Consider the following 25,619-nt stretch of genomic DNA (forward strand, 5'->3'; position numbering starts at 1 on the left):
ACCTGATGTGACGCCGACAATTCTCATCATCGCTACAACATGACCTCGCTATTTACATCGCGATACTCTTTTGGCGTCGTGTCATATGCTTTTTTAAAAACAGAGTAGAAATATTGCAGCGATGGATAACCGCACATTTGCGATATCTCATTGATCGACAAGGTGGTTGAAATCAGCAGACTGCGCGCTTTCTCCAGCTTCTCGGCATGAATCATGGCATGGATGGTTTCACCCACCTCTTCTTTAAAACGCTTCTCAAGATTGGAGCGCGAGATCCCGACCGCATCCAGTACCTGATCCACTTTAATCCCTTTACAGGCGTGATTACGAATGTAATGCATGGCCTGAATAACGGCGGGATCGGTCAGCGAGCGATAATCTGTTGAGCGCCGTTCAATGACGCGAACTGGTGGGACCAAAATTCGCTGTAGCGGCATTTCTTCTTTATCTAATAATCGATGCAACAGTTTTGCCGCCTGATAGCCCATTTGCCGCGCGCCCTGAGCGACCGAAGAAAGGGCGACACGCGACAGATAGCGGGTCAGTTCTTCGTTATCGATGCCAATCACGCATAATTTTTCCGGTACGGGAATATGTAGATGTTCACATACTTGCAGAATATGCCGCGCTCGGGCGTCAGTAACGGCAATAATCCCGGTTTGCGGTGGTAGCGTTTGTAGCCAGTCTGCCAGCCGATTTTGCGCGTGTTGCCAGTTCTCTGGCGCGGTTTCTAACCCCTGATAAACCACTCCGCGATACTTTTCTTCGGCGACAAGCTGACGAAATGCATATTCGCGCTCAGTGGCCCAACGTTTGCCGCTTGATTCCGGAAGACCATAAAAAGCAAAGCGGTTAACGCCTTTCTCTTTTAAATGCAAAAATGCGCTTTCAACCAGCGCATAGTTATCGGTGGCAATGTAATGAACGGGTGGGTAACTTTCTGCAAGGTGATACGAGCCGCCAACCCCAACAATGGGGACGTCGACATCAGCCAGCGCTTGCTCGATCTGTTTGTCGTCGAAGTCGGCAATGACGCCATCTCCTAACCAGTCCTTGATTTTATCAATGCGGGCGCGGAAATCTTCTTCAATGAAAATATCCCATTCCGATTGTGACGCCTGTAAATATTCCCCTACGCCTTCTACTACCTGCCGGTCATAGGCTTTATTGGCATTGAACAGTAATGTGATGCGGTGACGTTTAGTAAACATGGTTCTTTTCCTGCTGAATCATGCAAAAACTCAAAACCGGTAATACGTAACCGGCTTTGAGAAAATTTTTATCAAAATCAAGAACGGCGTTTGGTTGCGGAGTCCATCCATACTGCCAGCAACAGAATCGCACCTTTAACGATATACTGCCAGAAGGTCGGTACATCCATCATACTCATGCCGTTATCCAGTGAAGCCATGATAAATGCCCCCATTACTGCTCCGGCAACGCTTCCCACACCGCCAGCCAGGCTGGTGCCGCCAATCACGCATGCTGCAATTGCGTCCAGTTCGGCGATATTTCCCGCAGAAGGTGAACCAGCGCCAAGTCGAGAACTAAGGATTAATCCGGCGATGGCTACCATTAATCCGTTAATCGCGAACACGGCAAGTTTGGTGCGTTCAACGTTAATCCCGGAGAGACGTGCTGCTTCCAGATTGCCGCCGATGGCATAAATGCGTCGTCCAAATGCCGTCCGCGTTGCCATAAACATTCCGCCGAGTAACAGCAACGTCAGCAGCAGAACAGGAGTGGGAACGCCACGGTAATCATTCAACAGCCAGATTGCGCCTAATACGATGATAGCGGTTAAAGCCTGGCGACCGACTACTGCGGTAGAGGCCGGAGACTGCAAACCCAAAGCCTGACGGCGCATTCTTCCGCGCCATTGCCAACCAACAAAAGCCATTAAGCCAAGCGCGCCAATGATGAAGCCAGTGCTGGCAGGTAGATAGCTTTGCCCAATTTGTGACATCGCGGCGCTGGTGGGGGAAACAGTCGTGCCGTTGGTGATGCCAATGAGTATGCCGCGAAATGCCAACATGCCCGCGAGGGTGACAATAAATGAAGGGACTTTGCGGTACGCGACCCACCATCCGTTCCAGGCACCGAGAAGCAGTCCCAGAACCAACGTCACAATGATGGTAAGTGGCAAAGGCCAGCCTAACCAGACGTCACAAATCGCCGCGACGCCACCTAATAGCCCCATCATTGAGCCGACGGAAAGGTCGATTTCAGCAGAAATTATGACGAACACCATTCCTACCGCGAGGATGCCGGTAATCGCGGTCTGGCGTAACAGGTTGGAGACGTTACGGGCGCTTAAGTAGGCACCATCGGTGGTCCAGGTAAAGAACAGCATGATTGCGATGATAGCTGCAATCATCACGAAGACCTGCAAATTCAGTGATTTCAGCCCGGAGAAGCCACCGGATGTCGGTACGGCCAATTTCACTTCAGACGGATTGCTTTTCGACATGATGTTCGCTCCTCAATGCGGCTTCCATCACCTGCTCCTGAGTCAGGTTATGATTTATCAGGTTGGCTTTTAGTTTCCCTTCATGCATCACCAGTACACGATCGCTAAGGCCGAGCACTTCAGGTAATTCGGAAGAGATGACAATAACGGCAATACCCTGCTGGACGAGTTGGTTAATTAATTTGTAGATCTCGTATTTCGCGCCAATATCGATACCCCTGGTGGGTTCATCAAGAATGAGAATGCGCGGGTTAAGTAACAGACAGCGAGCGAGGATCGCTTTTTGCTGATTGCCGCCGCTCAAACGTCCAATAGCAAGGTCGGGGGACGACGTTTTAACTTTGAGTTGCTGGATTGATTCCAGAATACATTTTTGCTCTGCCGCGTCATCAAGCTGGCTAATGCCACCGGTAAATTTATTGAGTGCGGCGAGGGTAATATTTTTACCAACCGCCATTACCGGAACGATGCCGTCGCGCTTTCTGTCTTCGGGTACCATCGCAATCCCCTGGGCGATGGCTTGCTGACAGTTACGAATATCTACCTGTTTGCCATCAATATAAATTTTTCCTTCCCATTGTCCGGGCCACACGCCAAACAGGCACTGAATGGTCTCGGTACGTCCGGCACCAACGAGTCCGGCAATACCCAGTATTTCGCCACGTTTCAGGGAAAACGAGACATCATTAACTCGTTTAATATGACGATTGACCGGATGCCATGCCGTCAGATGTTCAATACGTAATATTTCATCTCCGGTGGTATGTGGTTCATTAGGGTAAAGCGCGGTTAACTCTCGCCCGACCATCATGGTGATAATATCGTCTTCACTCATTCCGGCAGCATCACGCGTACCAATGTGCTGTCCGTCGCGAATAACGCAAATCGTATCGGAAATCGCTTTGACTTCGTTGAGTTTGTGCGAAATATAAATACAGGCGATACCGTGCTGTTGTAGATCGCGAATAATATCCAGTAAAACCGACGTTTCCTGCTCAGTTAATGAGGCTGTCGGTTCATCGAGAATTAACAAGCGCACCTGTTTATTAAGTGCCTTGGCAATTTCAACCAGTTGTTGTTGCCCAAGCCCTAAATCGCCAACGCGGGTATCAGGTGAAATGGATAAACTGACCTGTGCGAGCAGCTTCTGACAGCGTAGCGTCATCAGGTCATAATCCATAATGCCATTGTGGGTTATTTCGTTACCCAGGAAGATATTTTCCAGCACGGTCAATTCTTTCACCAGGGCCAATTCCTGATGAATGATGGCGATACCTTTGCGTTCGGTATCGCGGATGTGACTCGCCTGAATCTCTTCTCCCGCAAAAATAATTTCGCCTTCGTAGGAGCCATGGGGATAAATACCACACAGCACTTTCATCAGCGTTGATTTACCAGACCCATTTTCCCCACAAAGTGAGACGATTTCGCCAGCATTCAACCGCAAGCAGACGTTATCAATCGCCTTCACACTGCCGAAGGTTTTGGTAATGTTCTTCATTTCAAGTAGATAAGGCATAACGACTCCACCTAAGCCAATTCATTCACGCGGCATGGAGAGAAATCACGCCCCCGCTCCGCGCCGGGGCGTAACGCTTACAGCTCGCTCTCTTTGTGGAATCCGTCTTTAATTACCGTATCTTTGATGTTGTTTTTATTCACATCGATCGGTGTCAGGAGGCGGGAGGGGACATCTTTCAGGCCATTATTCAGTGAGGTATCTGCTTTTGGCTCCTGACCATTGCCCAATTCAACGGCAATTTCTGCGGCAGTATTTGCCAACAACGTAATAGGTTTATACACCGTCATAGTTTGCGTACCGGCAACAATACGTTTAATACCTGCGAGATCCGCATCCTGGCCGGAGATTGCTACTTTCCCTGATAAACCTTGCGCGCTTAATGCCTGAATTGCCCCACCTGCGGTGGCATCGTTTGAGGCAACTACAGCATCAATTTTGTTATTATTGGCGGTTAGCGCGTTTTCCATAATTTTCAATGCGTTTTCCGGTAACCAGCCATCAACCCATTGGTCACCAACGACTTTAATTTTTCCGGAATCAACGTAAGGTTTTAACACTTTCATTTGTCCGGCGCGGAACAGCTTGGCGTTGTTATCTACCGGCGAGCCGCCCATCAGGAAGTAATTACCTTGCGGAACAATATCGACCAGGGCTTTTGCCTGCAGTTCACCGACTTTTTCGTTATCGAAAGAAATATAAAAATCGATATCCGCATCGTTAATCATACGGTCGTAAGCTAATACTTTAATGCCTTCTTGTTTGGCTTCTTTTACAACGTTACTTAATACCTGACCGTTATACGGAATAATGACAAGAACATCGACACCCCGGTTTATCATGTTTTCAATCTGCGACATTTGTGTTTCTTCATTGCCATTTGCAGACTGTACAAATACTTTCGCGCCGAGAGATTCTGCCTTTTTCACAAAGATATCTCGATCTTTTTGCCAGCGTTCAAGACGGAGATCATCAATCGCCATACCTATTTTGACTTCTTTGGCGTGTGCAGCAACGTTGGTAAGCAGGAGTGAGGTGCAAAGGGTGAGTAGAATGTTCTTTATTTTCATGGTGTAGGGCCTTCTGTAGTTAGAGGACAGTTTTAATAAGTAACAATCACCGCGATAAACGTAACCAATTTTTAGCAACTAAACAGGGGAAAACAATTACAGATTTTTATCTTTCGATTACGATTTTTGGTTTATTTCTTGATTTATGACCGAGATCTTACTTTTGTTGCGCAATTGTACTTATTGCATTTTTCTCTTCGAGGAATTACCCAGTTTCATCATTCCATTTTATTTTGCGAGCGAGCGCACACTTGTGAATTATCTCAATAGCAGTGTGAAATAACATAATTGAGCAACTGAAAGGGAGTGCCCAATATTACGACATCATCCATCACCCGCGGCATTACCTGATTATGGAGTTCAATATGCAAGCCTATTTTGACCAGCTCGATCGCGTTCGTTATGAAGGCTCAAAATCCTCAAACCCGTTAGCATTCCGTCACTACAATCCCGACGAACTGGTGTTGGGTAAGCGTATGGAAGAGCACTTGCGTTTTGCCGCCTGCTACTGGCACACCTTCTGCTGGAACGGGGCGGATATGTTTGGTGTGGGGGCGTTTAATCGTCCGTGGCAGCAGCCTGGTGAGGCACTGGCGTTGGCGAAGCGTAAAGCAGATGTCGCATTTGAGTTTTTCCACAAGTTACATGTGCCATTTTATTGCTTCCACGATGTGGATGTTTCCCCTGAGGGCGCGTCGTTAAAAGAGTACATCAATAATTTTGCGCAAATGGTTGATGTCCTGGCAGGCAAGCAAGAAGAGAGCGGCGTGAAGCTGCTGTGGGGAACCGCCAACTGCTTTACAAACCCTCGCTACGGCGCGGGTGCGGCGACGAACCCAGATCCTGAAGTCTTCAGCTGGGCGGCAACGCAAGTTGTTACAGCGATGGAAGCAACCCATAAATTGGGCGGTGAAAACTATGTCCTGTGGGGCGGTCGTGAAGGTTACGAAACGCTGTTAAATACCGACTTGCGTCAGGAGCGTGAACAACTGGGCCGCTTTATGCAGATGGTGGTTGAGCATAAACATAAAATCGGTTTCCAGGGCACGTTGCTTATCGAACCGAAACCGCAAGAACCGACCAAACATCAATATGATTACGATGCCGCGACGGTCTATGGCTTCCTGAAACAGTTTGGTCTGGAAAAAGAGATTAAACTGAACATTGAAGCTAACCACGCGACGCTGGCAGGTCACTCTTTCCATCATGAAATAGCCACCGCCATTGCGCTTGGCCTGTTCGGTTCTGTCGACGCCAACCGTGGCGATGCGCAACTGGGCTGGGACACCGACCAGTTCCCGAACAGTGTGGAAGAGAATGCGCTGGTGATGTATGAAATTCTCAAAGCAGGCGGTTTCACCACCGGTGGTCTGAACTTCGATGCCAAAGTACGTCGTCAAAGTACTGATAAATATGATCTGTTTTACGGTCATATCGGCGCGATGGATACGATGGCACTGGCGCTGAAAATTGCAGCGCGCATGATTGAAGATGGCGAGCTGGATAAACGCATCGCGCAGCGTTATTCCGGCTGGAATAGCGAATTGGGCCAGCAAATCCTGAAAGGCCAAATGTCACTGGCAGATTTAGCCAAATATGCTCAGGAACATAATTTGTCTCCGGTGCATCAGAGTGGTCGCCAGGAGCAACTGGAAAATCTGGTAAATCATTATCTGTTCGACAAATAACGGCTAACTGTGCAGTCCGTTGGCCCGGTTATCGGTAGCGATACCGGGCATTTTTTTAAGGAACGATCGATATGTATATCGGGATAGATCTTGGCACCTCGGGCGTAAAAGTTATTTTGCTCAACGAGCAGGGTGAGGTGGTTGCTTCGCAAACGGAAAAGCTGACCGTTTCGCGCCCGCATCCACTCTGGTCGGAACAAGACCCGGAACAGTGGTGGCAGGCAACTGATCGCGCAATGAAAGCTCTGGGCGATCAGCATTCTCTGCAGGACGTTAAAGCATTGGGTATTGCCGGCCAGATGCATGGAGCAACCTTACTGGATGCTCAACAACGGGTATTGCGCCCTGCCATTTTGTGGAACGACGGGCGCTGTGCGCAAGAGTGCACTTTGCTGGAAGCGAGAGTTCCGCAATCACGAGTGATTACCGGCAACCTGATGATGCCCGGATTTACTGCGCCTAAATTGCTATGGGTTCAGCGGCATGAGCCGGAGATATTCCGTCAAATCGACAAAGTATTATTACCGAAAGATTACTTGCGTCTGCGTATGACGGGGGAGTTTGCCAGCGATATGTCTGACGCAGCTGGCACCATGTGGCTGGATGTCGCAAAGCGTGACTGGAGTGACGTCATGCTGCAGGCTTGCGACTTATCTCGTGACCAGATGCCCGCATTATACGAAGGCAGCGAAATTACTGGTGCTTTGTTACCTGAAGTTGCGAAAGCGTGGGGTATGGCGACGGTGCCAGTTGTCGCAGGCGGTGGCGACAATGCAGCTGGTGCAGTTGGTGTGGGAATGGTTGATGCTAATCAGGCAATGTTATCGCTGGGGACGTCGGGGGTCTATTTTGCTGTCAGCGAAGGGTTCTTAAGCAAGCCAGAAAGCGCCGTACATAGCTTTTGCCATGCGCTACCGCAACGTTGGCATTTAATGTCTGTGATGCTGAGTGCAGCGTCGTGTCTGGATTGGGCCGCGAAATTAACCGGCCTGAGCAATGTCCCAGCTTTAATCGCTGCAGCTCAACAGGCTGATGAAAGTGCCGAGCCAGTTTGGTTTCTGCCTTATCTTTCCGGCGAGCGTACGCCACACAATAATCCCCAGGCGAAGGGGGTTTTCTTTGGTTTGACTCATCAACATGGCCCCAATGAACTGGCGCGAGCAGTGCTGGAAGGCGTGGGTTATGCGCTGGCAGATGGCATGGATGTCGTGCATGCCTGCGGTATTAAACCGCAAAGTGTTACGTTGATTGGGGGCGGGGCGCGTAGTGAGTACTGGCGTCAGATGCTGGCGGATATCAGCGGTCAGCAGCTCGATTACCGTACGGGAGGGGATGTGGGGCCAGCACTGGGCGCAGCAAGGCTGGCGCAGATCGCGGCGAATCCAGAGAAATCGCTCATTGAATTGTTGCCGCAACTACCGTTAGAACAGTCGCATCTACCAGATGCGCAGCGTTATGCCGCTTATCAGCCACGACGAGAAACGTTCCGTCGCCTCTATCAGCAACTTCTGCCATTAATGGCGTAAACGTTATCCCCTGCCTGACCGGGTGGGGGATAATTCACATCTATATATCTCAGTAATTAATTAATATTTAGTATGAATTTATTCTGAAAATCATTTGTTAATGGCATTTTTCAGTTTTGTCTTTCGTTGGTTACTCGTAATGTATCGCTGGTAGATATGGAGATCGTTATGAAAACCTCAAAGACTGTGGCAAAACTATTATTTGTTGTCGGGGCGCTGGTTTATCTGGTTGGGCTATGGATCTCATGCCCATTGTTAAGTGGAAAAGGCTATTTTCTTGGCGTGTTAATGACAGCAACTTTTGGCAACTATGCATATCTTCGCGCAGAAAAACTCGGGCAACTGCATGATTTTTTTACCCATATCTGCCAGTTAGTTGCGTTAATCACTATCGGTCTCTTGTTTATCGGTGTTTTAAACGCACCTATCAATACTTATGAAATGGTGATCTATCCCATCGCCTTTTTTGTCTGCTTGTTTGGTCAAATGCGTTTGTTTCGCTCGGCATGAGCAACATAAAGCTCTTACATATTCAGGAATGAAAGGAATACTGTGATGGACAACAAAATATCAACCTATTCACCGGCCTTTAGTATTGTGTCATGGATAGCTCTCGTTGGTGGTATCGTTACCTATCTGTTAGGGCTATGGAATGCAGAGATGCAGTTAAATGAAAAAGGATATTATTTTGCCGTACTGGTATTAGGACTGTTTTCTGCGGCGTCTTATCAAAAGACCGTTCGGGACAAGTATGAAGGCATACCGACCACTTCCATTTATTATATGACCTGCCTGACTGTCTTTATTATCTCTGTTGCATTACTGATGGTAGGTCTGTGGAATGCGACATTATTACTCAGCGAAAAAGGTTTTTATGGACTGGCTTTCTTCTTAAGCTTGTTTGGTGCAGTAGCGGTGCAGAAAAATATTCGTGATGCCGGAATAAACCCACCAAAAGAAACACAGGTTACCCAGGAAGAATACAGCGAATAACTCACGTAAGCCCGGTCAGTCCAATGTGACCGGGCTTTTACTTAACTCACTAATCTGTTTCTGTCGATTCGTTGTACCAGCATAGAAAGTAACAAACTCGCTGCCAACGTCGCGCAAAAGATCCAAATAATATCCAGTATTGGCCAATTTTTAAGCTCAATTCCCCGGGTGCGCAGCGCATGGATAATCAAGGCGTGGAATCCGTATATACCCAACGAATGGCGTGAGATTAAGCCAAGTCCGCGAATGGTACGCGTATCCAGCGTGTTTTTAATCAGAGTCAATAGCGCGATTGCGCAGATAAAAACCATCGGCCCACAGTAAAGATACCAGGTATCGGCAAAATTTCCGCGCCACTGCAATTCATATAATGTCCCGCGAGAGATAATAAAAACCCCCGTCACAAACAGTACTGCGCTCACCCACGACAGTGCTTTATGCTGCGTGTCCATCATCCCTATAGCGCGGCCCAACATGCCATACAGAATGTAGTAAAAAGTATCGCCATTGATATATAAGTTAATTGGCAGCCATTCAAAACCGTCGATTTTCTGCGGCACGGTGTTTGGGTTAGCGATGATACCAATCACTACCATTAGTACCAGCAACATTTTTCCGCCGACGTTCTTCACCTGAATCAGCGGTGAAACCAGATAAATCACCGCAATCGCGAAGAAAAACCATAAGTGGTAAAACACTGGCTTTTGCAGCAGGTTTTTCAGCGCTAACTCCACATTGATGGAGGTAAATAGTGCAATGTAGAGCAGCGCGATTGCGCTATAAAAAAACAGACATAAGCCGATACGCAAGAAATGGCGCGGCTGGGCGCTGCGTTCGCCAAAAAAGAGATAGCCGGATATCATGAAAAATAGCGGCACGCTGACACGAGAGGCAGAATTCAGAACATTGGCGATATCCCAGGTGACGGGGCTAACACTATGAGCATTGGTCACATACCAGGTAGTGGTGTGAATCATCACCACCATTAAACACGCTATCCCTCGCAGGTTATCAATCCAGTAAATTTTGGGCTGCATCTGTGTCTCTGTATCTGGTTAAAAAAAGTCTGACCGATAAATCATTCAGTTGGCACACTGGAATAATCTGAGTTTTATCACTACAGCTTATAGAGGCTTAAGGAAATTCGTAAGATATCAGCCACTATACCGATATAAATAATAAGACTCACCTGCAAACCAGACGGTAATTTAATGATGATGAACGCTTTCTTTCCGGCAATGGCGCTTATGGTGCTAGTGGGTTGTTCTACACCACCACCAGAACAGAAAGCTCAAAGGGTGAAAGTTGATCCCATTCGGTCATTGAATATGGAAGCGTTATGCAAGGATCAGGCGGCAAAACGTTATAACACCGGCGAGCAAAAAATCGACGTCACCGCCTTCGAACAGTTCCAGGGAAGCTATGAAATGCGCGGTTATACCTTCCGTAAAGAGCAGTTTGTCTGTTCTTTTGACGCGGATGGCCATTTTTTGCATCTTTCCATGCGTTAAGCCCTGCTTTTTCCCGTTTCGTACTGTATATCTTCCATCCAGCGGGTATACTGATCCCTTCCTTTAAATCCACACGTATCCAGCACGAAATAATATGCAAAAGTTTGATACCAGGACCTTCCAGGGCTTGATCCTGACCTTACAGGATTACTGGGCTCGCCAGGGCTGCACCATTGTTCAACCATTGGACATGGAAGTCGGCGCGGGAACCTCTCACCCAATGACCTGTCTGCGCGCGCTGGGGCCAGAACCGATGGCGGCTGCTTATGTTCAGCCTTCTCGTCGCCCGACCGATGGTCGCTACGGCGAAAACCCCAACCGTTTACAGCACTACTATCAGTTCCAGGTGGTCATTAAGCCATCGCCGGACAATATTCAGGAGCTGTACCTCGGTTCTCTGAAAGAGCTGGGCATGGACCCGACTATTCACGACATCCGTTTCGTGGAAGATAACTGGGAAAACCCGACGCTGGGTGCCTGGGGACTGGGCTGGGAAGTGTGGCTGAACGGCATGGAAGTGACGCAGTTCACTTACTTCCAGCAGGTTGGTGGTCTGGAGTGTAAACCGGTTACCGGCGAGATCACCTACGGTCTGGAACGTCTGGCCATGTACATTCAGGGCGTAGACAGCGTTTACGACCTGGTCTGGAGCGACGGCCCGCTGGGTAAAACCACCTACGGCGACGTGTTCCATCAGAACGAAGTGGAGCAGTCCACTTACAACTTCGAATACGCGGATGTGGACTTCCTGTTCACCTGCTTCGAGCAGTACGAGAAAGAAGCGCAGCAGCTGCTGGCGCTGGAAAATCCGCTGCCGCTGCCAGCCTACGAGCGTATTCTGAAAGCCGCCCACAGCTTCAACCTGCTGGATGCGCGTAAAGCCATCTCCGTCACCGAGCGTCAGCGCTACATTCTGCGCATTCGCACCCTGACCAAAGCAGTGGCAGAAGCATACTACGCTTCCCGTGAAGCCCTCGGCTTCCCGATGTGCAACAAAGATAAGTAAGAGGCGGCTATGTCTGAGAAAACTTTTCTGGTGGAAATCGGCACTGAAGAGCTGCCACCAAAAGCACTGCGCAGCCTGGCTGAGTCCTTTGCTGCGAACTTTACTGCGGAGCTGGATAACGCTGGCCTCGCACACGGCACCGTTCAATGGTTTGCTGCTCCGCGTCGTCTGGCGCTGAAAGTAGCTAACCTGGCGGAAGCGCAACCGGATCGTGAAATCGAAAAACGCGGCCCGGCGATTGCCCAGGCGTTCGACGCTGAAGGCAAACCGAGCAAAGCGGCAGAAGGTTGGGCGCGTGGTTGCGGTATTACCGTTGACCAGGCTGAGCGTCTGACTACCGATAAAGGCGAATGGCTGCTGTATCGCGCCCATGTGAAGGGCGAAAGCACCGAAGCACTGCTGCCGAATATGGTTGCGACTTCTCTGGCGAAACTGCCGATCCCGAAACTGATGCGTTGGGGCGCAAGCGACGTGCACTTCGTGCGTCCGGTGCACACCGTGACCCTGCTGCTGGGCGACAAAGTCATTCCGGCAACCATTCTGGGCATTCAGTCCGATCGCGTGATTCGCGGCCACCGCTTTATGGGCGAGCCGGAATTCACCATCGATAACGCCGATCAGTATCCGGAAATTCTGCGTGAGCGTGGGAAAGTCATCGCCGATTACGAAGAACGTAAGGCGAAGATTAAAGCCGATGCCGAAGAAGCAGCGCGTAAGATTGGCGGTAACGCTGACTTAAGCGAAAGCCTGCTGGAAGAAGTGGCTTCGCTGGTGGAGTGGCCGGTCGTTCTGACCGCAAAATTCGAAGAGAAATTCCTCGCGGTGCCGGCTGAAGCGCTGGTTTACACCATGAAAGGTGACCAGAAATACTTCCCGGTGTATGCGAACGACGGCAAACTGCTGCCGAACTTTATCTTCGTTGCCAACATCGAATCGAAAGATCCGCAGCAGATTATCTCCGGTAACGAGAAAGTCGTTCGTCCGCGTCTGGCGGATGCCGAGTTCTTCTTCAACACCGACCGTAAAAAACGTCTTGAAGATAACCTGCCGCGCCTGCAAACCGTGTTGTTCCAGCAACAGTTGGGGACGCTGCGCGACAAAACTGACCGCATCCAGGCGCTGGCTGGCTGGATTGCTGAACAGATTGGCGCTGACGTTAACCACGCTACCCGTGCGGGTCTGCTGTCTAAGTGCGACCTGATGACCAACATGGTCTTCGAGTTCACCGACACCCAGGGCGTTATGGGGATGCACTATGCGCGTCACGATGGCGAAGCGGAAGATGTCGCGGTGGCGCTGAATGAGCAGTATCAGCCGCGTTTTGCTGGTGATGACCTGCCGTCCAACCCAGTAGCTTGTGCGCTGGCGATTGCTGACAAGATGGATACCCTGGCGGGTATCTTCGGTATCGGTCAGCATCCGAAAGGCGACAAAGACCCGTTTGCGCTGCGTCGTGCCGCGCTTGGCGTGCTGCGAATTATCGTTGAGAAGAACCTCAACCTTGATCTGCAAACGCTGACCGAAGAAGCGGTGCGTCTGTATGGCGATAAGCTGACTAATGCCAACGTAGTTGATGATGTTATCGACTTTATGCTCGGTCGCTTCCGCGCCTGGTATCAGGACGAAGGTTATACCGTTGACACCATCCAGGCGGTACTGGCGCGTCGTCCGACTCGTCCGGCTGATTTCGATGCCCGTATGAAAGCGGTATCGCATTTCCGTATCCTGGATGCAGCTGCTGCACTGGCGGCGGCGAACAAACGTGTATCTAACATTCTGGCGAAATCTGACGAAGTGCTGAGCGACCGCGTGAATGCCTCTACCCTGAAAGAGCCGGAAGAAATTAAACTGGCGATGCAGGTTGTGGTGCTACGTGACAAGCTGGAGCCGTACTTTACGGAAGGTCGTTACCAGGATGCGCTGGTCGAACTGGCTGAGCTGCGTGAACCGGTTGATGCTTTCTTCGATAAAGTGATGGTCATGGTTGATGACAAAGAATTGCGTATCAACCGTCTGACCATGCTGGAGAAACTGCGCGAACTGTTCCTGCGCGTTGCGGATATTTCGCTGTTGCAATAATAACGCCGTTATTAAATAGCCTGCCATCTGGCAGGCTTTTTTTATCGCTAAATAATACAGCAACCTTTAATAATCTTCTGCTGAATAAAGATTATCTCATATATTAATTTTATGAGATTTTTTTAGGATTATATCAAGGAGAAGAAACAAACTTATTAAGCTAGAATAGCCACGGGTGCTTGAGACTGTTTGTCTCAGGTATTCACCGAAAGGCAGACAGAGAAAAGCCCCACCTGACTATAAATCAAAGTTTGTACTGACCCCAAAAAGTTGGACAGTTAAACACGAGGCATATAGGTCTGATTCCGATATTCAATTGGAGTCAGACCTTTTAATTTCAGGCTAATTCTTCTGCTGTTGTAGTATTCAATATATTCCGTAACAGCATCCTTCAGTTCGCTTATATTACTGAACTCATCAAGATAAAAACACTCCGACTTTAAGGTTCCAAAGAAACACTCCACCACAGCATTATCCAGACAATTGCCTTTTCTGGACATGCTTTGTTTAATACCATGTTCTTTAAGGATATTTTGATATCTTCTCATACGATACTGCCATCCCTGGTCAGAGTGCAGAACAGGATGCTCGTGAGGATTAAGCTTTTTGAATGCCTGATCGAGCATATTCTCAACCATGTTCATCACTGGTCTTTCCGAAAGGCTGTAAGAAATAACTTCGTTGTTGAAGAGATCTATTACTGGAGACAAATACAGCTTGCGCCCATTGACTGCAAATTCAGTAACATCGGTAACCCACTTCTCGTTTGGCCGCGTAGCCTTGAAATCTCTTTGGAGAACATTAGGGGCGGTTTGCCCTACCTCTCCTCTGTAAGAGCGGTATCGCTTGACCTTAATCGCTGCTTTAAGTGAGAGGGTTCCCATCAGGCGCTGAACAGCTTTATGGTTAATCTGTTTCCCTTCTCGATGAAGAGACAGCGTTACCCTACGGTATCCGTATCGGCCTCTATTCTCGTGATAAATCTCACTAATACGCTTTTTAACGTCCGCATACTTGTCAGGCTTGCTGAGAGCCTTTAGATGATAATAAAACGTACTGCGCGGTATCTCCGCAGCCCTGAGAAGCTCATCAAGAGGATAAAACTGCCTTAGCTCGTTGAGTACTTTCACTTTTTCGTGGGATGAGCTAAGGCTTTCAGCTTTTTTAGATACATAAGCCGCGTTTCAAGAAATCGAACTTGCCTTTCAAGATCCTCAATGCGTCGGTCTTTTGACAGCTCCAATGCTGATGCCGCTTTTTCTGGATCAACTAATATTGCAATGTTTCTTTTGGTGCCAATCTTGAGCGCGCGTAAACCAGCTTCTCCGCGCTCTTCATAGACCTTCAGCCACCTGGCTACAGAACCACTACCAGCAAGCATAAAGTGAGCAGCAGCCTGATTAAGGGACATGTGCTGCTCGATCACAGCTTTCACGACCTTAATACGCAACTCTGGATCAGCACTAACGCCTTTAGGTTTGGGAATTAAACCTTTTTCTCCATGTTTTTCATAGAGGGCAACCCATGTCCTGACCTGGGTTCGGGGGACACCAAAACGTGCCGAGATGCTCCTGTAACCATCATCAGTTGTGAAGTAGTGATTCACGACTTCAAGGCGCTTTTCAAAAGGGTATTTTGGCTTTGACATATTAGGGGCTATTCCATTTCATCGTCCAACAAAATGGGTGCAGTACATACTCGTTGGAAATCAACACAGGAGGCTGGGAATGCCGCAGAAATATAGATTACTTTCTTTAATAGTGATTTGTTTCACGCTTTTATTTTTCACCTGGATGATAAGAGATTCACTGTGTGAATTGCATATTAAACAGGAGAGTTATGAGCTGGCGGCGTTTTTAGCCTGCAAATTGAAAGAGTAAGAGTCTTCGGCGGGAAATTATTCCCGCCTTACTTACGGCGTTGCGCATTCTCATTGCACCCAAATTTATTCTTCACAAAAATAATAATAGATTTTATTACGCGATCGATTATTTATTTCCTGAAAACAAATAAAAAAATCCCCGCCAAATGGCAGGGATCTTAGATTCTGTGCTTTTAAGCAGAGATTACAGGCTGGTTACGTTACCAGCTGCCGGGCCTTTAGCGCCGCTTTCGATGGTGAAGGACACTTTCTGACCTTCGTCCAGAGATTTGTAACCATCGTTCTGGATAGCAGAGAAGTGTACGAACACATCTTTAGAGCCATCGTCAGGAGTGATGAAGCCGAAGCCTTTGTCAGCGTTGAACCATTTTACGATACCAGTCATTTTACCGGACATAGTGTATTACCTTTAATAATTAAGTGTGCCTTTCGGCGATATGGCGTGCTTTACAGATTTTGAAGCGTTAAAGGAATGTGCACTACGAGGGGTATCAACGATAACTCTTGAAGGGACTTGCCTTACTACACTGCTTTAATGGTCTGTACGTCAAACCGTTGATGTGCATTAAGCCACGCATTGGCGGGTGATGCAACAATTATTTTTCATATTTATGATTAATCGGTTGGAAAACGGTCCTGTCATCAGGACCGTAAACAGCAATAAAGTGGATAAAAGTCTATTCCATCAACTGCTTACTTAATGCCGGGTTGGCTTGAATCAAACGCATCAATTTTAGTTCGGCACTTGAAGGCTTCACGCGTCTGGATTCCCATTCCTTTACCATGGCGACTGATACGCCCAAAACCCGGGCGAAATCATCGATTTTTAATCCTGTCCCTTTTCGTAACTGCTCAATTTCGGTACAGGACGTTGTTCTGTGCGTCAGGGTAATTTTCTGCGTTTCATCTTTAAAAACAATCTGTTCCAGGCTGCTCAACAGCTCATGCATTGGATCTTTATATTCCATTGAAAACTCCTCAAATCACACTGCGGGATCGTGAATTGCATCGAAGCTCATTAAGAATAGTCGGGAAAAGCAGACACAGCGGGGTGAAGTCAGGGCATGCTCTGGCTATGATTCGATTCAGCCTGTCATTTAGCGTGACTTATAGCCACCTAACGATCTGATAAATGCCGATATATCTCTTACCACTCCTGTTTTGTAAAGATTTCGAAAATCTAACCTTCTGCGAAGGCGTAAATCTCTGGCTACAAAAAAGGCAACGGCACTATCATTTTTTAACAATGAAACAACAAATTAACCTTGTTTCATTTTCTCCATGATTTTACCAGGAAGATTACGTAGAAAGGGTATCCTGCAAGCCTGTCCTGGACTATCCTTGTCACGTCAGACACGCGTGTGTCGTTGTGCGCTTTTTTTGGGTGAAAGGAGTAAGAAAATGGCGACAAGAAAGTCCTGCTCTCGCTGGTTTGCGCCTCTTGCGGCGTTATTAATGGTAGTTAGCCTGAGTGGGTGTTTTGATAAAGAAGGCGATCAGCGTAAAGCGTTTATCGACTTCCTGCAGAATACAGTGATGCGTAGCGGTGAACGTCTACCAACCCTGACTGCCGATCAGAAAAAACAGTTTGGTCCTTTTGTCTCTGATTACGCGATTCTGTATGGTTATTCTCAGCAGGTGAATCAGGCGATGGATTCCGGTCTGCGCCCGGTTGTAGACAGCGTTAACGCAATTCGCGTACCGCAGGATTACGTTACGCAAAGCGGTCCGCTGCGTGAAATGAACGGTTCGCTGGGTGTGCTGGCGCAACAACTGCAAAATGCGAAGTTGCAGGCCGATGCTGCGCACTCTGCGCTAAAACAGAGCGATGATTTGAAACCGGTCTTTGATCAGGCATTCACCAAAGTGGTAACGACGCCAGCTGATGCATTGCAACCGTTGATTCCGGCGGCACAAACTTTCACGCAACAACTGGTGATGGTTGGAGACTACATTGCTCAGCAAGGTACTCAGGTGAGCTTTGTCGCAAATGGCATCCAGTTCCCGACTTCACAGCAGGCAAGTGAATATAACAAACTGATTGCGCCATTACCGGCACAGCATCAGGCGTTTAATCAGGCCTGGACTACAGCAGTTACTGCAACCCAATAAAGAGTAAAAGCCCGAGCGATTATCGGGCTTTACTCTACGCAGTCGCGGCTTAGTCCGCGACGTGCGGATTCACACAGTTCTTCTCAACCTTTCCTTGTAACGCATCAATCAAATTATCCACGGCACAGGCGGCCATGCCATAACGCGTCTCATGGGTGGCAGATCCAATATGCGGTACTGCGACGACGTTGGCCATTGAGAGCAACGGCGAATCTACGGACAGTGGCTCTTGTTCGAAGACATCCAGCCCGGCGGCGTGAATTTCCCCTTTCTGCAATGCTGCGATCAGTGCATTTTCGTCAACCACCGGGCCACGTCCGGCATTAATGAAAATGGCGGAGGATTTCATTTTGGCGAATTGTTCTGCGCCAAACAGATGATGCGTCTCATCAGTTAACGGCAGGATCAGGCAAACGAAATCTGACTCTTGTAACAGAGTATCCAAATCGCAGTAGCGGGCGTTGAAGCGTTCTTCTGCTTCTTTATGGTGGCGGCGCGCGTTATAGAGGATGGGCATGTTGAAGCCAAAGTGCGCACGTTGTGCCAGCGCCATGCCGATCCGTCCCATCCCGACAATGCCCAGTGTTTTATGGTGAACGTCAGTGCCGTACCAGTCCGGGCCTATGCTCGCGGTCCATTCGCCTGCTTTTACCCGTTCTGCTACCTCCACAACCCGACGAGCGGTAGACAACACCAGCGCCATCAGCGTATCGGCGACGGTTTCTGTTAATACGGTTGGCGTGTGCATCAGCAGAATTTTTCGGGCGGTAAGCGCATCGACATCAAAATTGTCATAGCCGACGGAGATCGTTGATGTGGCACGCAGTTTCGGCATTTTTTCCAGCAATGCGGCATCAACATTCTCGTTTGAACCCAGTAAACCTTCAGCTTCGGCAAAAATTGCTGCATTTTGTTCGACGGTTTGTGGGCTGAGGTTTGCCACCTGGTGAACGGTGAAATGCTCTTGCAGGCGTTGCAGTAAATCATCAGGTAAGGCTTTGTAGAGGATAACGGACGGCTTCATGCTTCTCTCCATTCACTGATAAGGCGATCACCTTAGCCTGAAATATGATGAAGGAAAACTGAAGAATGCCAGGTGATTTCTGCATCACCTGGCATGAAAGGGATTACAGCGGGCTTAAGGTAATTTCTACACGGCGGTTTTGCGCCTTACCTTCTGCGGTGCTGTTGCTGGCGATTGGGTTAGCCGGGCCAAGGCCCTGAGTACGGATGCGGCTGGCGTCCACGCCCTGGGTGATCAACGCGCTGGCAACGGAATCCGCACGTTGCTGGGAGAGACGCATGTTCAGGTCGTGACCACCCGTGCTGTCAGTATAACCAATCACGTTAACCGCCGTTTTCGGATACTCTTTCAGTACCATTGCCACGCCGGTCAGGGTGTTAGCGCCCGCCGGTTTCAGGGTCGCGCTGCTGCTGTCGAAGGTCACATTGTTCGGCATATTGAGGATAATGTTATCCCCGCTGCGGGTTACGCTAACACCAGTGCCGCGCATTTTGTCACGCAGCTTCGCTTCCTGCACATCCATGTAATAACCCACGCCGCCGCCCAGAGCTGCGCCTGCTGCTGCGCCAATCAGCGCGCCTTTACCGCGATCTTTCTTCGAAGAAGATAGCGCACCAATACCCGCGCCCACGAGAGAGCCCAGACCTGCGCCGATAGCAGATTTACCTGCTTCGCGTTCGCCGGTGTAAGGGTTAGTTGTGCAGCCAGATACCGCCAGAGCACCACTCACTACGGCGGCAATAAGATAAACACGTTTCTTCATTGTTAATCCTTAATAACCTTTTTATTCTTTGCCACGGGTTCCGTGGCGGGAGATTATGCCGCGTGAACATGAAGATTATTCCTGGGAATACTCGGAAATTTGTAAGTAATATTTAACTGCTCAATACATCTAACCTTTCAGGAGTCTTCGGTTTGGCCAACTCATCCTCACGATATTCCGTTCTGACTGCCGCCCATTGGGGGCCCATGCTGGTTGAAACCGACGGCGAAACCGTGTTTAGCTCGCGTGGCGCGTTAGCCACAGGAATGGAAAACTCCTTGCAGAGCGCGGTTCGCGACCAGGTTCACAGCAATACGCGGGTACGATTTCCAATGGTGCGCAAAGGCTTTCTCGCGTCACCGGAAAACCCGCAAGGCATTCGTGGGCAGGATGAATTTGTTCGCGTGAGTTGGGATGAGGCGCTGGATCTTATTCACCGACAACATAAACGCATTCGTGAGGCTTATGGTCCGGCATCGATTTTTGCTGGTTCCTACGGCTGGCGTTCAAACGGCGTGCTGCATAAGGCCTCGACATTATTACAACGCTATATGGCGCTGGCAGGCGGTTATACCGGGCATCTGGGGGATTATTCGACCGGCGCGGCACAGGCGATCATGCCGTATGTCGTGGGTGGTAGTGAAGTTTATCAACAGCAGACCAGTTGGCCGCTGGTGCTGGAACATAGCGATGTCGTGGTGCTGTGGAGTGCTAACCCACTCAATACGCTGAAAATTGCGTGGAATGCATCCGATGAGCAGGGGCTTTCTTACTTTTCTGCACTGCGTGACAGCGGGAAAAAGCTGATCTGCATTGATCCAATGCGATCGGAAACCGTCGATTTCTTTGGCGATAAAATGGAGTGGGTGGCACCGCACATGGGCACTGATGTTGCGCTGATGCTGGGGATCGCCCATACGCTGGTGGAAAATGGTTGGCACGACGAAGCGTTTCTGGCGCGTTGCACCACAGGTTATGCCGTCTTCGCCTCTTATTTGCTGGGCGAGAGTGACGGAATAGCGAAAACCGCCGAATGGGCAGCAGAGATTTGTGGTGTTGGCGCAGCGAAAATCCGCGAGCTGGCGGCTATTTTCCACCAAAATACCACCATGCTGATGGCTGGCTGGGGAATGCAGCGCCAACAGTTTGGTGAGCAAAAACACTGGATGATCGTCACGCTGGCGGCAATGTTGGGGCAAATCGGCACACCCGGCGGCGGTTTTGGTCTTTCTTATCATTTTGCCAATGGTGGTAACCCCACGCGGCGTTCTGCGGTGCTCTCTTCCATGCAGGGCAGCTTGCCGGGTGGCTGCGATGCGGTGGATCAAATACCTGTTGCCCGCATTGTTGAAGCACTGGAAAACCCTGGTGGCGCATATCAACACAACGGTATGAACCGACGTTTCCCGGATATTCGTTTTATCTGGTGGGCGGGCGGTGCCAACTTTACTCATCATCAGGACACCAATCGTCTGATCCGTGCCTGGCAAAAACCGGAGCTGGTGGTGATCTCTGAATGCTTCTGGACGGCAGCGGCGAAACACGCGGATATCGTTCTGCCTGCGACTACCTCTTTTGAGCGTAATGATCTCACCATGACCGGTGATTACAGTAATCAGCATCTGGTGCCGATGAAGCAAGTGGTGCCGCCACGCTATGAAGCGCGTAATGATTTTGATATTTTTGCCGAGTTAAGTGAACGCTGGGAGAAGGGCGGTTATGCACGTTTTACGGAAGGAAAAAGTGAGCTGCAATGGCTGGAAACGTTTTATAACGTTGCCCGACAGCGCGGGGCAAGCCAGCAGGTTGAATTGCCGCCATTTGCTGAGTTCTGGCAAGCCAATCAGTTAATTGAGATGCCGGAAAACCCGGACAGCGCGCGGTTTATTCGCTTCGCTGATTTTTGCCGCGATCCGCAGGCGCATCCATTAAAAACCGCCAGCGGTAAGATTGAAATCTTCTCGCAGCGTATTGCCGATTACGCTTATCCGGATTGCCCGGGGCATCCAATGTGGCTGGTGCCGGACGAATGGCAGGGCAATGCCGAACCGGAACAGTTACAGGTACTTTCTGCTCATCCGGCGCATCGTCTGCACAGCCAGCTGAATTACAGTTCTCTGCGCGAATTGTACGCGGTGGCAAACCGTGAGCCTGTCACCATTCATCCTGACGATGCCCAGGCGCGCGGCATACAAGATGGCGATACTGTTCGGCTGTGGAACTCACGCGGGCAAATTCTTGCCGGAGCGGTCATTAGCGAGGGAATTAAACCTGGCGTGATTTGCATTCACGAAGGGGCATGGCCGGATCTGGATTTAACCGCTGACGGTATTTGTAAAAACGGCGCAGTGAACGTGCTGACCAAAGATCTCCCCAGCTCGCGGCTGGGGAATGGCTGTGCGGGTAATACGGCGCTGGCATGGCTAGAAAAATACAACGGTCCGGAACTGACACTTACAGCGTTTGAACCACCGGCCAGCTCATAATCCAGGTGGGTAGTTGGGTTTCATCCTGCCATGCGCAATCGACAATGTGAAAACCCTGCGCCTGGTAAAAATCTATCGCCGGTTGATTTTTTTGATAAACCTCCAGCATCAGATGGGGATGGCGCTGTTGCACATACTGCATCAGCGCCTTACCAATACCGCGCCTGACGGCCTTCGGTGCGACAAACATCGCTGCCAGAAATCGACCTTCCATAATGCTGACAAAACCGAGAAGCTTACTGTCTTCTTCCCAGACCCAGTTTTGTGCGTTGGCAAGATAGGCATCCCGCACCAGCGGAATGCACTCACGCCAGTAATTCGCTTTTATAAAGGGATGGCCCCAGGTTGTACTTTCCAGCCACAGTTCGAGGATCGCGGGGAGTTCTGAACGTTGCGCTTCCCTAATCATGGTTTATTTCCCGGATAGCAACAGCAGCCAACCACATGATCATTCACCAGCCCACATGCCTGCATAAAGGAGTAACAGATTGTGGTACCGACAAACTTAAAACCACGTTTTTTCAGTGCCTTAGATAGGGCGTCGGAGGCGGGCGTAGATGTGGGGATTTCGCTCAACGTTGTGGCTTGTGTCACCTGTGGCTGATGATTTACAAACGACCAGACAAAGTCGGCAAACGGTTCGCCGTTCTGTTCCATTTGCAGGTACGCCCGCGCATTACCAATAATTGCCTGAATTTTCCCGCGATGGCGGATAATCCCGGCGTCCTGTACCAGTCTTTCGACATCCTCTTCCTGCATTGCGGCAACCTTCACCGGATCGAACTGATGAAAGCAGGCGCGATAGTTTTCGCGTTTTTTGAGGACGGTGATCCACGATAACCCAGCCTGCTGCCCTTCCAGGCAGATCATTTCGAACAGTTTTTTACTGTCAGTTTCAGGCACGCCCCACTCATTATCATGGTAGGCAATATAAAGCGGGTCCTGACTCACCCAGCCGCAACGTTCCATACTTTCCCTCGCTATGTACCCGATCGTAAAAATTTCAGCCGCTTTTCTTGACGCATCGGTGAAAAAGTCAATATTTAATACAGGGCTACTATGCCCGATATCCTTCATACAATGACAATAATATTGCCGAATTCGGCTCTTCCCTGGAGTCGTGTTAATGATCATAAAAAAAAGCGGTGGTCGCTGGCAGCTAAGCCTGCTGGCGAGCGTGGTAATCAGTGCTTTTTTTCTCAACACAGCTTACGCCTGGCAACAAGAATATATCGTTGATACGCAACCCGGACTTTCCACAGAGCGTTACACCTGGGATAGTGATCATCAACCTGATTACAACGATATTTTGTCGCAACGTATTCAAAGTAGCCAAAGGGCGCTGGGACTGGAAGTCAATCTGGCGGAAGAAACCCCTGTGGATGTGACCAGCAGTATGAGTATGGGCTGGAATTTTCCTTTATATGAACAGGTTACAACCGGCCCGGTCGCGGCATTACATTACGATGGCACAACCACCTCGATGTATAACGAGTTTGGCGACAGTACTACCACGCTGACCGATCCGTTATGGCATGCCAGCGTGAGTACCTTAGGCTGGCGTGTTGACTCCCGGCTTGGCGATCTCCGACCCTGGGCGCAAATCAGCTATAACCAGCAATTTGGCGAGAATATCTGGAAGGCGCAATCAGGCCTGAGCCGGATGACGGCGACAAACCAGAACGGCAACTGGCTGGATGTCACCGTAGGCGCTGATATGTTGCTCAATCAAAATATTGCCGCCTATGCCGCGCTAACTCAGGCAGAAAATACCACTAATAATAGCGACTATCTGTATACGATGGGGGTTAGCGCCAGATTTTAACGTAACAGTCACAATTGAAACCATTAAATAACAATAGTTGTGGCGATAGTGGGTGCTAACTTACCAAATAATAAATTTGGTGAATAATTGTCGCGTCATTCATTCCTGAACTAAGGCATTTCATTCCGTTCTGATGGCATTTCATGCCGTTTTTCCCCAGGCATAAAGTGCACTTCGTTATGGTTGTCGGCAGAGATTTTTCCTTTTTATTACTGCAGGAATACTGCCATGACACCTTCAAATTATCAGCGTACCCGCTGGCTGACACTCATCGGTACTATCATTACCCAGTTTGCGCTGGGGTCGGTTTATACCTGGAGCCTGTTTAATGGCGCGCTTTCCGCCAAGCTGGATGCGCCGGTAAGCCAGGTCGCTTTCTCTTTCGGCTTGTTAAGTCTGGGGCTGGCAATTTCGTCTTCTGTTGCGGGCAAATTACAGGAACGTTTTGGCGTTAAACGCGTCACCATGGCTTCCGGCATTTTGCTGGGATTAGGCTTCTTCCTGACAGCGCATTCTGACAACCTGATGATGCTGTGGTTAAGCGCCGGTGTGCTGGTGGGACTGGCAGATGGCGCGGGTTATCTGCTGACGCTCTCTAACTGTGTGAAGTGGTTCCCGGAGCGTAAAGGTCTGATCTCCGCGTTCGCTATCGGTTCTTATGGTCTGGGTAGCCTGGGTTTCAAATTTATCGACACGCAGCTGCTGGAAACGGTCGGTCTGGAAAAAACCTTTGTGATTTGGGGAGCGATTGCGCTGTTGATGATTGTTTTCGGCGCAACGTTAATGAAAGACGCACCAAAACAGGAAGTGAAAACCAGCAATGGTGTGGTGGAGAAAGATTACACGCTGGCAGAGTCGATGCGTAAACCGCAGTACTGGATGTTAGCGGTAATGTTCCTGACCGCCTGCATGAGCGGCCTGTACGTGATTGGGGTAGCGAAAGATATCGCCCAAAGTCTGGCACACCTTGATGTGGTTTCCGCAGCCAATGCAGTCACTGTTATTTCCATCGCCAACCTTTCAGGTCGTCTGGTGCTGGGTATTCTGTCTGACAAAATCGCCCGTATCCGTGTTATTACCATTGGTCAGGTGATATCGCTGGTGGGTATGGCGGCCCTGCTGTTTGCACCATTGAATGCAGTGACGTTCTTTGCAGCGATTGCCTGCGTGGCATTTAACTTTGGCGGCACTATTACCGTCTTTCCGTCACTGGTCAGTGAGTTCTTTGGCCTCAATAACCTGGCGAAAAACTACGGTGTGATTTATCTCGGTTTCGGTATCGGTAGCATTTGTGGTTCGATTATCGCCTCACTGTTTGGCGGCTTCTATGTGACCTTCTACGTGATTTTCGCCCTGCTGATTCTGTCATTGGCGCTTTCTACGACGATTCGTCAGCCAGAGCAGAAAATGTTGCGTGAGGCGCATGGCTCCCTTTAATGCTCAGCCGCGAGCTACTGGGCTTCAGCTTCCGTGTGCATCAAACGCATCAACGAAATGTATAAACAATGACTCGTAAAATTTGGGCCAATTAACTGGCCCTTTTTACTGCTTTTTGTAACGCTAAAGTCTCTTTTCAAACTTGCATTTTTGTAAATTTGTGCTTCATGCACACTCTTTCCCCACACTTTTTCCCTTTGCTGTGGTCTACTTATTCGCGCGTGTAGA

General features: G+C 49.3%; 25 protein-coding genes. 12 read left to right on the forward strand and 13 right to left on the reverse strand.

Annotation, left to right across the window (positions count from 1 at the left end):
- Positions 1-32: 32 nt before the first annotated feature.
- The 4 genes from xylR to xylF all read right to left on the reverse strand — a co-directional run bounded on the left by xylR (position 33) and on the right by xylF (position 5,059).
- A complete protein-coding gene (gene xylR / locus AB4H76_RS01250; protein ID WP_000494484.1) occupies positions 33-1,211 on the reverse strand; it encodes a D-xylose utilization transcriptional activator XylR in 1,179 nt (392 codons plus the stop codon).
- Between the two features lie 77 nt (positions 1,212-1,288).
- Positions 1,289-2,470 carry a xylose ABC transporter permease XylH gene (gene xylH, locus AB4H76_RS01255; RefSeq protein WP_000045978.1) on the reverse strand — a complete coding sequence of 394 codons (1,182 nt, stop codon included), beginning with the start codon at positions 2,468-2,470 and terminating at the stop codon, positions 1,289-1,291.
- Entirely contained in the window at positions 2,448-3,989 is a 1,542-nt protein-coding gene (gene xylG, locus AB4H76_RS01260) for a D-xylose ABC transporter ATP-binding protein (protein WP_001146479.1), read from the reverse strand. The genes xylH and xylG overlap by 23 nt, the downstream gene beginning before the upstream one ends.
- Before the next feature lie 77 nt (positions 3,990-4,066).
- Positions 4,067-5,059, reverse strand: a complete 993-nt coding sequence (xylF, locus tag AB4H76_RS01265) for a D-xylose ABC transporter substrate-binding protein (RefSeq protein WP_088538112.1) — start codon at positions 5,057-5,059, stop codon at positions 4,067-4,069.
- A gap of 365 nt (positions 5,060-5,424) precedes the next feature.
- Here xylF and xylA point away from each other — a divergent pair, with 365 nt between their 5' ends.
- The 4 genes from xylA to yiaA all read left to right on the forward strand — a co-directional run bounded on the left by xylA (position 5,425) and on the right by yiaA (position 9,266).
- Positions 5,425-6,747 (forward strand): xylose isomerase, encoded by a 1,323-nt coding sequence (gene xylA / locus AB4H76_RS01270; RefSeq protein WP_001149592.1) that lies wholly within the window; start codon positions 5,425-5,427, stop codon positions 6,745-6,747.
- Between the two features lie 71 nt (positions 6,748-6,818).
- Entirely contained in the window at positions 6,819-8,273 is a 1,455-nt protein-coding gene (gene xylB, locus AB4H76_RS01275; protein WP_000275381.1) for a xylulokinase, read from the forward strand.
- A 168-nt stretch (positions 8,274-8,441) separates the two neighbouring features.
- Positions 8,442-8,783, forward strand: coding sequence for an inner membrane protein YiaB (gene yiaB, locus AB4H76_RS01280; protein WP_088538111.1), 342 nt, complete (start codon positions 8,442-8,444; stop codon positions 8,781-8,783).
- 45 nt (positions 8,784-8,828) lie between these two features.
- Positions 8,829-9,266: an inner membrane protein YiaA gene (yiaA, locus tag AB4H76_RS01285; RefSeq protein ID WP_001296808.1), complete on the forward strand. Its 438-nt coding sequence runs from the start codon at positions 8,829-8,831 to the stop codon at positions 9,264-9,266.
- A gap of 41 nt (positions 9,267-9,307) precedes the next feature.
- Here yiaA and wecH read toward each other — a convergent pair whose 3' ends face one another.
- The gene (wecH, locus tag AB4H76_RS01290; protein WP_001182642.1) at positions 9,308-10,303 is read right to left on the reverse strand and encodes an O-acetyltransferase WecH; all 996 of its coding nucleotides are present in this window, start codon (positions 10,301-10,303) and stop codon (positions 9,308-9,310) included.
- Between the two features lie 174 nt (positions 10,304-10,477).
- Here wecH and AB4H76_RS01295 point away from each other — a divergent pair, with 174 nt between their 5' ends.
- From AB4H76_RS01295 to glyS, 3 genes are all read left to right on the forward strand, one after another.
- Positions 10,478-10,777, forward strand: a complete 300-nt coding sequence (locus AB4H76_RS01295; RefSeq protein WP_000980109.1) for a YsaB family lipoprotein — start codon at positions 10,478-10,480, stop codon at positions 10,775-10,777.
- Positions 10,778-10,871: 94 nt separating this feature from the next.
- Positions 10,872-11,783, forward strand: coding sequence for a glycine--tRNA ligase subunit alpha (glyQ, locus tag AB4H76_RS01300; RefSeq protein ID WP_001168544.1), 912 nt, complete (start codon positions 10,872-10,874; stop codon positions 11,781-11,783).
- 9 nt (positions 11,784-11,792) lie between these two features.
- A complete protein-coding gene (glyS, locus tag AB4H76_RS01305; protein ID WP_086703691.1) occupies positions 11,793-13,862 on the forward strand; it encodes a glycine--tRNA ligase subunit beta in 2,070 nt (689 codons plus the stop codon).
- Positions 13,863-14,140: 278 nt separating this feature from the next.
- Here the strand turns inward: glyS and AB4H76_RS01310 are convergent.
- Positions 14,141-15,510, reverse strand: a protein-coding gene (locus tag AB4H76_RS01310) for an IS3-like element IS150 family transposase (RefSeq protein ID WP_112902337.1) whose coding sequence is annotated in 2 segments (ribosomal slippage) — positions 14,141-15,030 and positions 15,030-15,510 — 1,371 coding nt in all. Because the reading frame shifts where the segments join, the coding sequence is not laid out codon by codon here.
- Between the two features lie 79 nt (positions 15,511-15,589).
- On the opposite strand from AB4H76_RS01310, the gene hokA reads away from it, so the two are divergent.
- Positions 15,590-15,742 (forward strand): type I toxin-antitoxin system toxin HokA, encoded by a 153-nt coding sequence (hokA, locus tag AB4H76_RS01315; RefSeq protein ID WP_001135732.1) that lies wholly within the window; start codon positions 15,590-15,592, stop codon positions 15,740-15,742.
- Here the strand turns inward: hokA and ysaE are convergent.
- The 3 genes from ysaE to AB4H76_RS01330 form a co-directional block, all read right to left on the reverse strand.
- Complete coding sequence (gene ysaE / locus AB4H76_RS01320; RefSeq protein ID WP_211180513.1) at positions 15,719-15,790, reverse strand: protein YsaE; 72 nt, start codon at positions 15,788-15,790, stop codon at positions 15,719-15,721. The genes hokA and ysaE overlap by 24 nt on opposite strands.
- 138 nt (positions 15,791-15,928) lie before the next feature.
- A complete protein-coding gene (cspE, locus tag AB4H76_RS01325) occupies positions 15,929-16,141 on the reverse strand; it encodes an RNA chaperone/antiterminator CspA (RefSeq protein WP_000014594.1) in 213 nt (70 codons plus the stop codon).
- A 280-nt stretch (positions 16,142-16,421) separates the two neighbouring features.
- Positions 16,422-16,712 (reverse strand): HTH-type transcriptional regulator, encoded by a 291-nt coding sequence (locus tag AB4H76_RS01330; RefSeq protein WP_000455798.1) that lies wholly within the window; start codon positions 16,710-16,712, stop codon positions 16,422-16,424.
- A gap of 433 nt (positions 16,713-17,145) precedes the next feature.
- Here AB4H76_RS01330 and AB4H76_RS01335 point away from each other — a divergent pair, with 433 nt between their 5' ends.
- A complete protein-coding gene (locus AB4H76_RS01335; RefSeq protein ID WP_134720038.1) occupies positions 17,146-17,856 on the forward strand; it encodes a DUF3053 domain-containing protein in 711 nt (236 codons plus the stop codon).
- A gap of 49 nt (positions 17,857-17,905) precedes the next feature.
- Here AB4H76_RS01335 and ghrB read toward each other — a convergent pair whose 3' ends face one another.
- A complete protein-coding gene (ghrB, locus tag AB4H76_RS01340) occupies positions 17,906-18,880 on the reverse strand; it encodes a glyoxylate/hydroxypyruvate reductase GhrB (RefSeq protein WP_000805027.1) in 975 nt (324 codons plus the stop codon).
- 103 nt (positions 18,881-18,983) lie between these two features.
- Positions 18,984-19,643: an OmpA family lipoprotein gene (locus AB4H76_RS01345; protein ID WP_000747625.1), complete on the reverse strand. Its 660-nt coding sequence runs from the start codon at positions 19,641-19,643 to the stop codon at positions 18,984-18,986.
- A gap of 152 nt (positions 19,644-19,795) precedes the next feature.
- Between AB4H76_RS01345 and bisC the strand changes: the two genes are divergently transcribed.
- Positions 19,796-22,129, forward strand: a complete 2,334-nt coding sequence (bisC, locus tag AB4H76_RS01350; RefSeq protein ID WP_000013960.1) for a biotin sulfoxide reductase — start codon at positions 19,796-19,798, stop codon at positions 22,127-22,129.
- Here the strand turns inward: bisC and AB4H76_RS01355 are convergent.
- Together AB4H76_RS01355 and tag are read right to left on the reverse strand one after the other, a co-directional pair.
- Positions 22,098-22,538 carry an N-acetyltransferase gene (locus AB4H76_RS01355; RefSeq protein ID WP_000617485.1) on the reverse strand — a complete coding sequence of 147 codons (441 nt, stop codon included), beginning with the start codon at positions 22,536-22,538 and terminating at the stop codon, positions 22,098-22,100. The genes bisC and AB4H76_RS01355 overlap by 32 nt on opposite strands.
- Positions 22,535-23,098, reverse strand: a complete 564-nt coding sequence (gene tag / locus AB4H76_RS01360) for a DNA-3-methyladenine glycosylase I (protein WP_000438948.1) — start codon at positions 23,096-23,098, stop codon at positions 22,535-22,537. The genes AB4H76_RS01355 and tag overlap by 4 nt, the downstream gene beginning before the upstream one ends.
- Before the next feature lie 157 nt (positions 23,099-23,255).
- Here tag and AB4H76_RS01365 point away from each other — a divergent pair, with 157 nt between their 5' ends.
- Positions 23,256-23,954, forward strand: coding sequence for an autotransporter outer membrane beta-barrel domain-containing protein (locus AB4H76_RS01365; RefSeq protein ID WP_001299523.1), 699 nt, complete (start codon positions 23,256-23,258; stop codon positions 23,952-23,954).
- Positions 23,955-24,182: 228 nt separating this feature from the next.
- A complete protein-coding gene (locus AB4H76_RS01370; RefSeq protein ID WP_000189019.1) occupies positions 24,183-25,391 on the forward strand; it encodes an MFS transporter in 1,209 nt (402 codons plus the stop codon).
- The last annotated feature ends 228 nt before the right edge of the window (positions 25,392-25,619 follow it).

It is taken from the genome of Escherichia sp. UTM R2 (assembly GCF_048593455.1).
Classification (GTDB): domain Bacteria; phylum Pseudomonadota; class Gammaproteobacteria; order Enterobacterales; family Enterobacteriaceae; genus Escherichia; species Escherichia coli.

What these genes read in the sequence shown, in the direction of transcription:
- xylR (WP_000494484.1), bottom strand. Translation starts at nt 1,211, where the DNA reads ATGTTTACTAAACGTCACCGCATCACATTACTGTTCAATGCCAATAAA.
- xylH (WP_000045978.1), bottom strand. Translation starts at nt 2,470, where the DNA reads ATGTCGAAAAGCAATCCGTCTGAAGTGAAATTGGCCGTACCGACATCC.
- xylG (WP_001146479.1), bottom strand. Translation starts at nt 3,989, where the DNA reads ATGCCTTATCTACTTGAAATGAAGAACATTACCAAAACCTTCGGCAGT.
- xylF (WP_088538112.1), bottom strand. Translation starts at nt 5,059, where the DNA reads ATGAAAATAAAGAACATTCTACTCACCCTTTGCACCTCACTCCTGCTT.
- xylA (WP_001149592.1), top strand. Translation starts at nt 5,425, where the DNA reads ATGCAAGCCTATTTTGACCAGCTCGATCGCGTTCGTTATGAAGGCTCA.
- xylB (WP_000275381.1), top strand. Translation starts at nt 6,819, where the DNA reads ATGTATATCGGGATAGATCTTGGCACCTCGGGCGTAAAAGTTATTTTG.
- yiaB (WP_088538111.1), top strand. Translation starts at nt 8,442, where the DNA reads ATGAAAACCTCAAAGACTGTGGCAAAACTATTATTTGTTGTCGGGGCG.
- yiaA (WP_001296808.1), top strand. Translation starts at nt 8,829, where the DNA reads ATGGACAACAAAATATCAACCTATTCACCGGCCTTTAGTATTGTGTCA.
- wecH (WP_001182642.1), bottom strand. Translation starts at nt 10,303, where the DNA reads ATGCAGCCCAAAATTTACTGGATTGATAACCTGCGAGGGATAGCGTGT.
- AB4H76_RS01295 (WP_000980109.1), top strand. Translation starts at nt 10,478, where the DNA reads ATGATGATGAACGCTTTCTTTCCGGCAATGGCGCTTATGGTGCTAGTG.
- glyQ (WP_001168544.1), top strand. Translation starts at nt 10,872, where the DNA reads ATGCAAAAGTTTGATACCAGGACCTTCCAGGGCTTGATCCTGACCTTA.
- glyS (WP_086703691.1), top strand. Translation starts at nt 11,793, where the DNA reads ATGTCTGAGAAAACTTTTCTGGTGGAAATCGGCACTGAAGAGCTGCCA.
- hokA (WP_001135732.1), top strand. Translation starts at nt 15,590, where the DNA reads ATGCCGCAGAAATATAGATTACTTTCTTTAATAGTGATTTGTTTCACG.
- cspE (WP_000014594.1), bottom strand. Translation starts at nt 16,141, where the DNA reads ATGTCCGGTAAAATGACTGGTATCGTAAAATGGTTCAACGCTGACAAA.
- AB4H76_RS01330 (WP_000455798.1), bottom strand. Translation starts at nt 16,712, where the DNA reads ATGGAATATAAAGATCCAATGCATGAGCTGTTGAGCAGCCTGGAACAG.
- AB4H76_RS01335 (WP_134720038.1), top strand. Translation starts at nt 17,146, where the DNA reads ATGGCGACAAGAAAGTCCTGCTCTCGCTGGTTTGCGCCTCTTGCGGCG.
- ghrB (WP_000805027.1), bottom strand. Translation starts at nt 18,880, where the DNA reads ATGAAGCCGTCCGTTATCCTCTACAAAGCCTTACCTGATGATTTACTG.
- AB4H76_RS01345 (WP_000747625.1), bottom strand. Translation starts at nt 19,643, where the DNA reads ATGAAGAAACGTGTTTATCTTATTGCCGCCGTAGTGAGTGGTGCTCTG.
- AB4H76_RS01355 (WP_000617485.1), bottom strand. Translation starts at nt 22,538, where the DNA reads ATGATTAGGGAAGCGCAACGTTCAGAACTCCCCGCGATCCTCGAACTG.
- tag (WP_000438948.1), bottom strand. Translation starts at nt 23,098, where the DNA reads ATGGAACGTTGCGGCTGGGTGAGTCAGGACCCGCTTTATATTGCCTAC.
- AB4H76_RS01365 (WP_001299523.1), top strand. Translation starts at nt 23,256, where the DNA reads ATGATCATAAAAAAAAGCGGTGGTCGCTGGCAGCTAAGCCTGCTGGCG.
- AB4H76_RS01370 (WP_000189019.1), top strand. Translation starts at nt 24,183, where the DNA reads ATGACACCTTCAAATTATCAGCGTACCCGCTGGCTGACACTCATCGGT.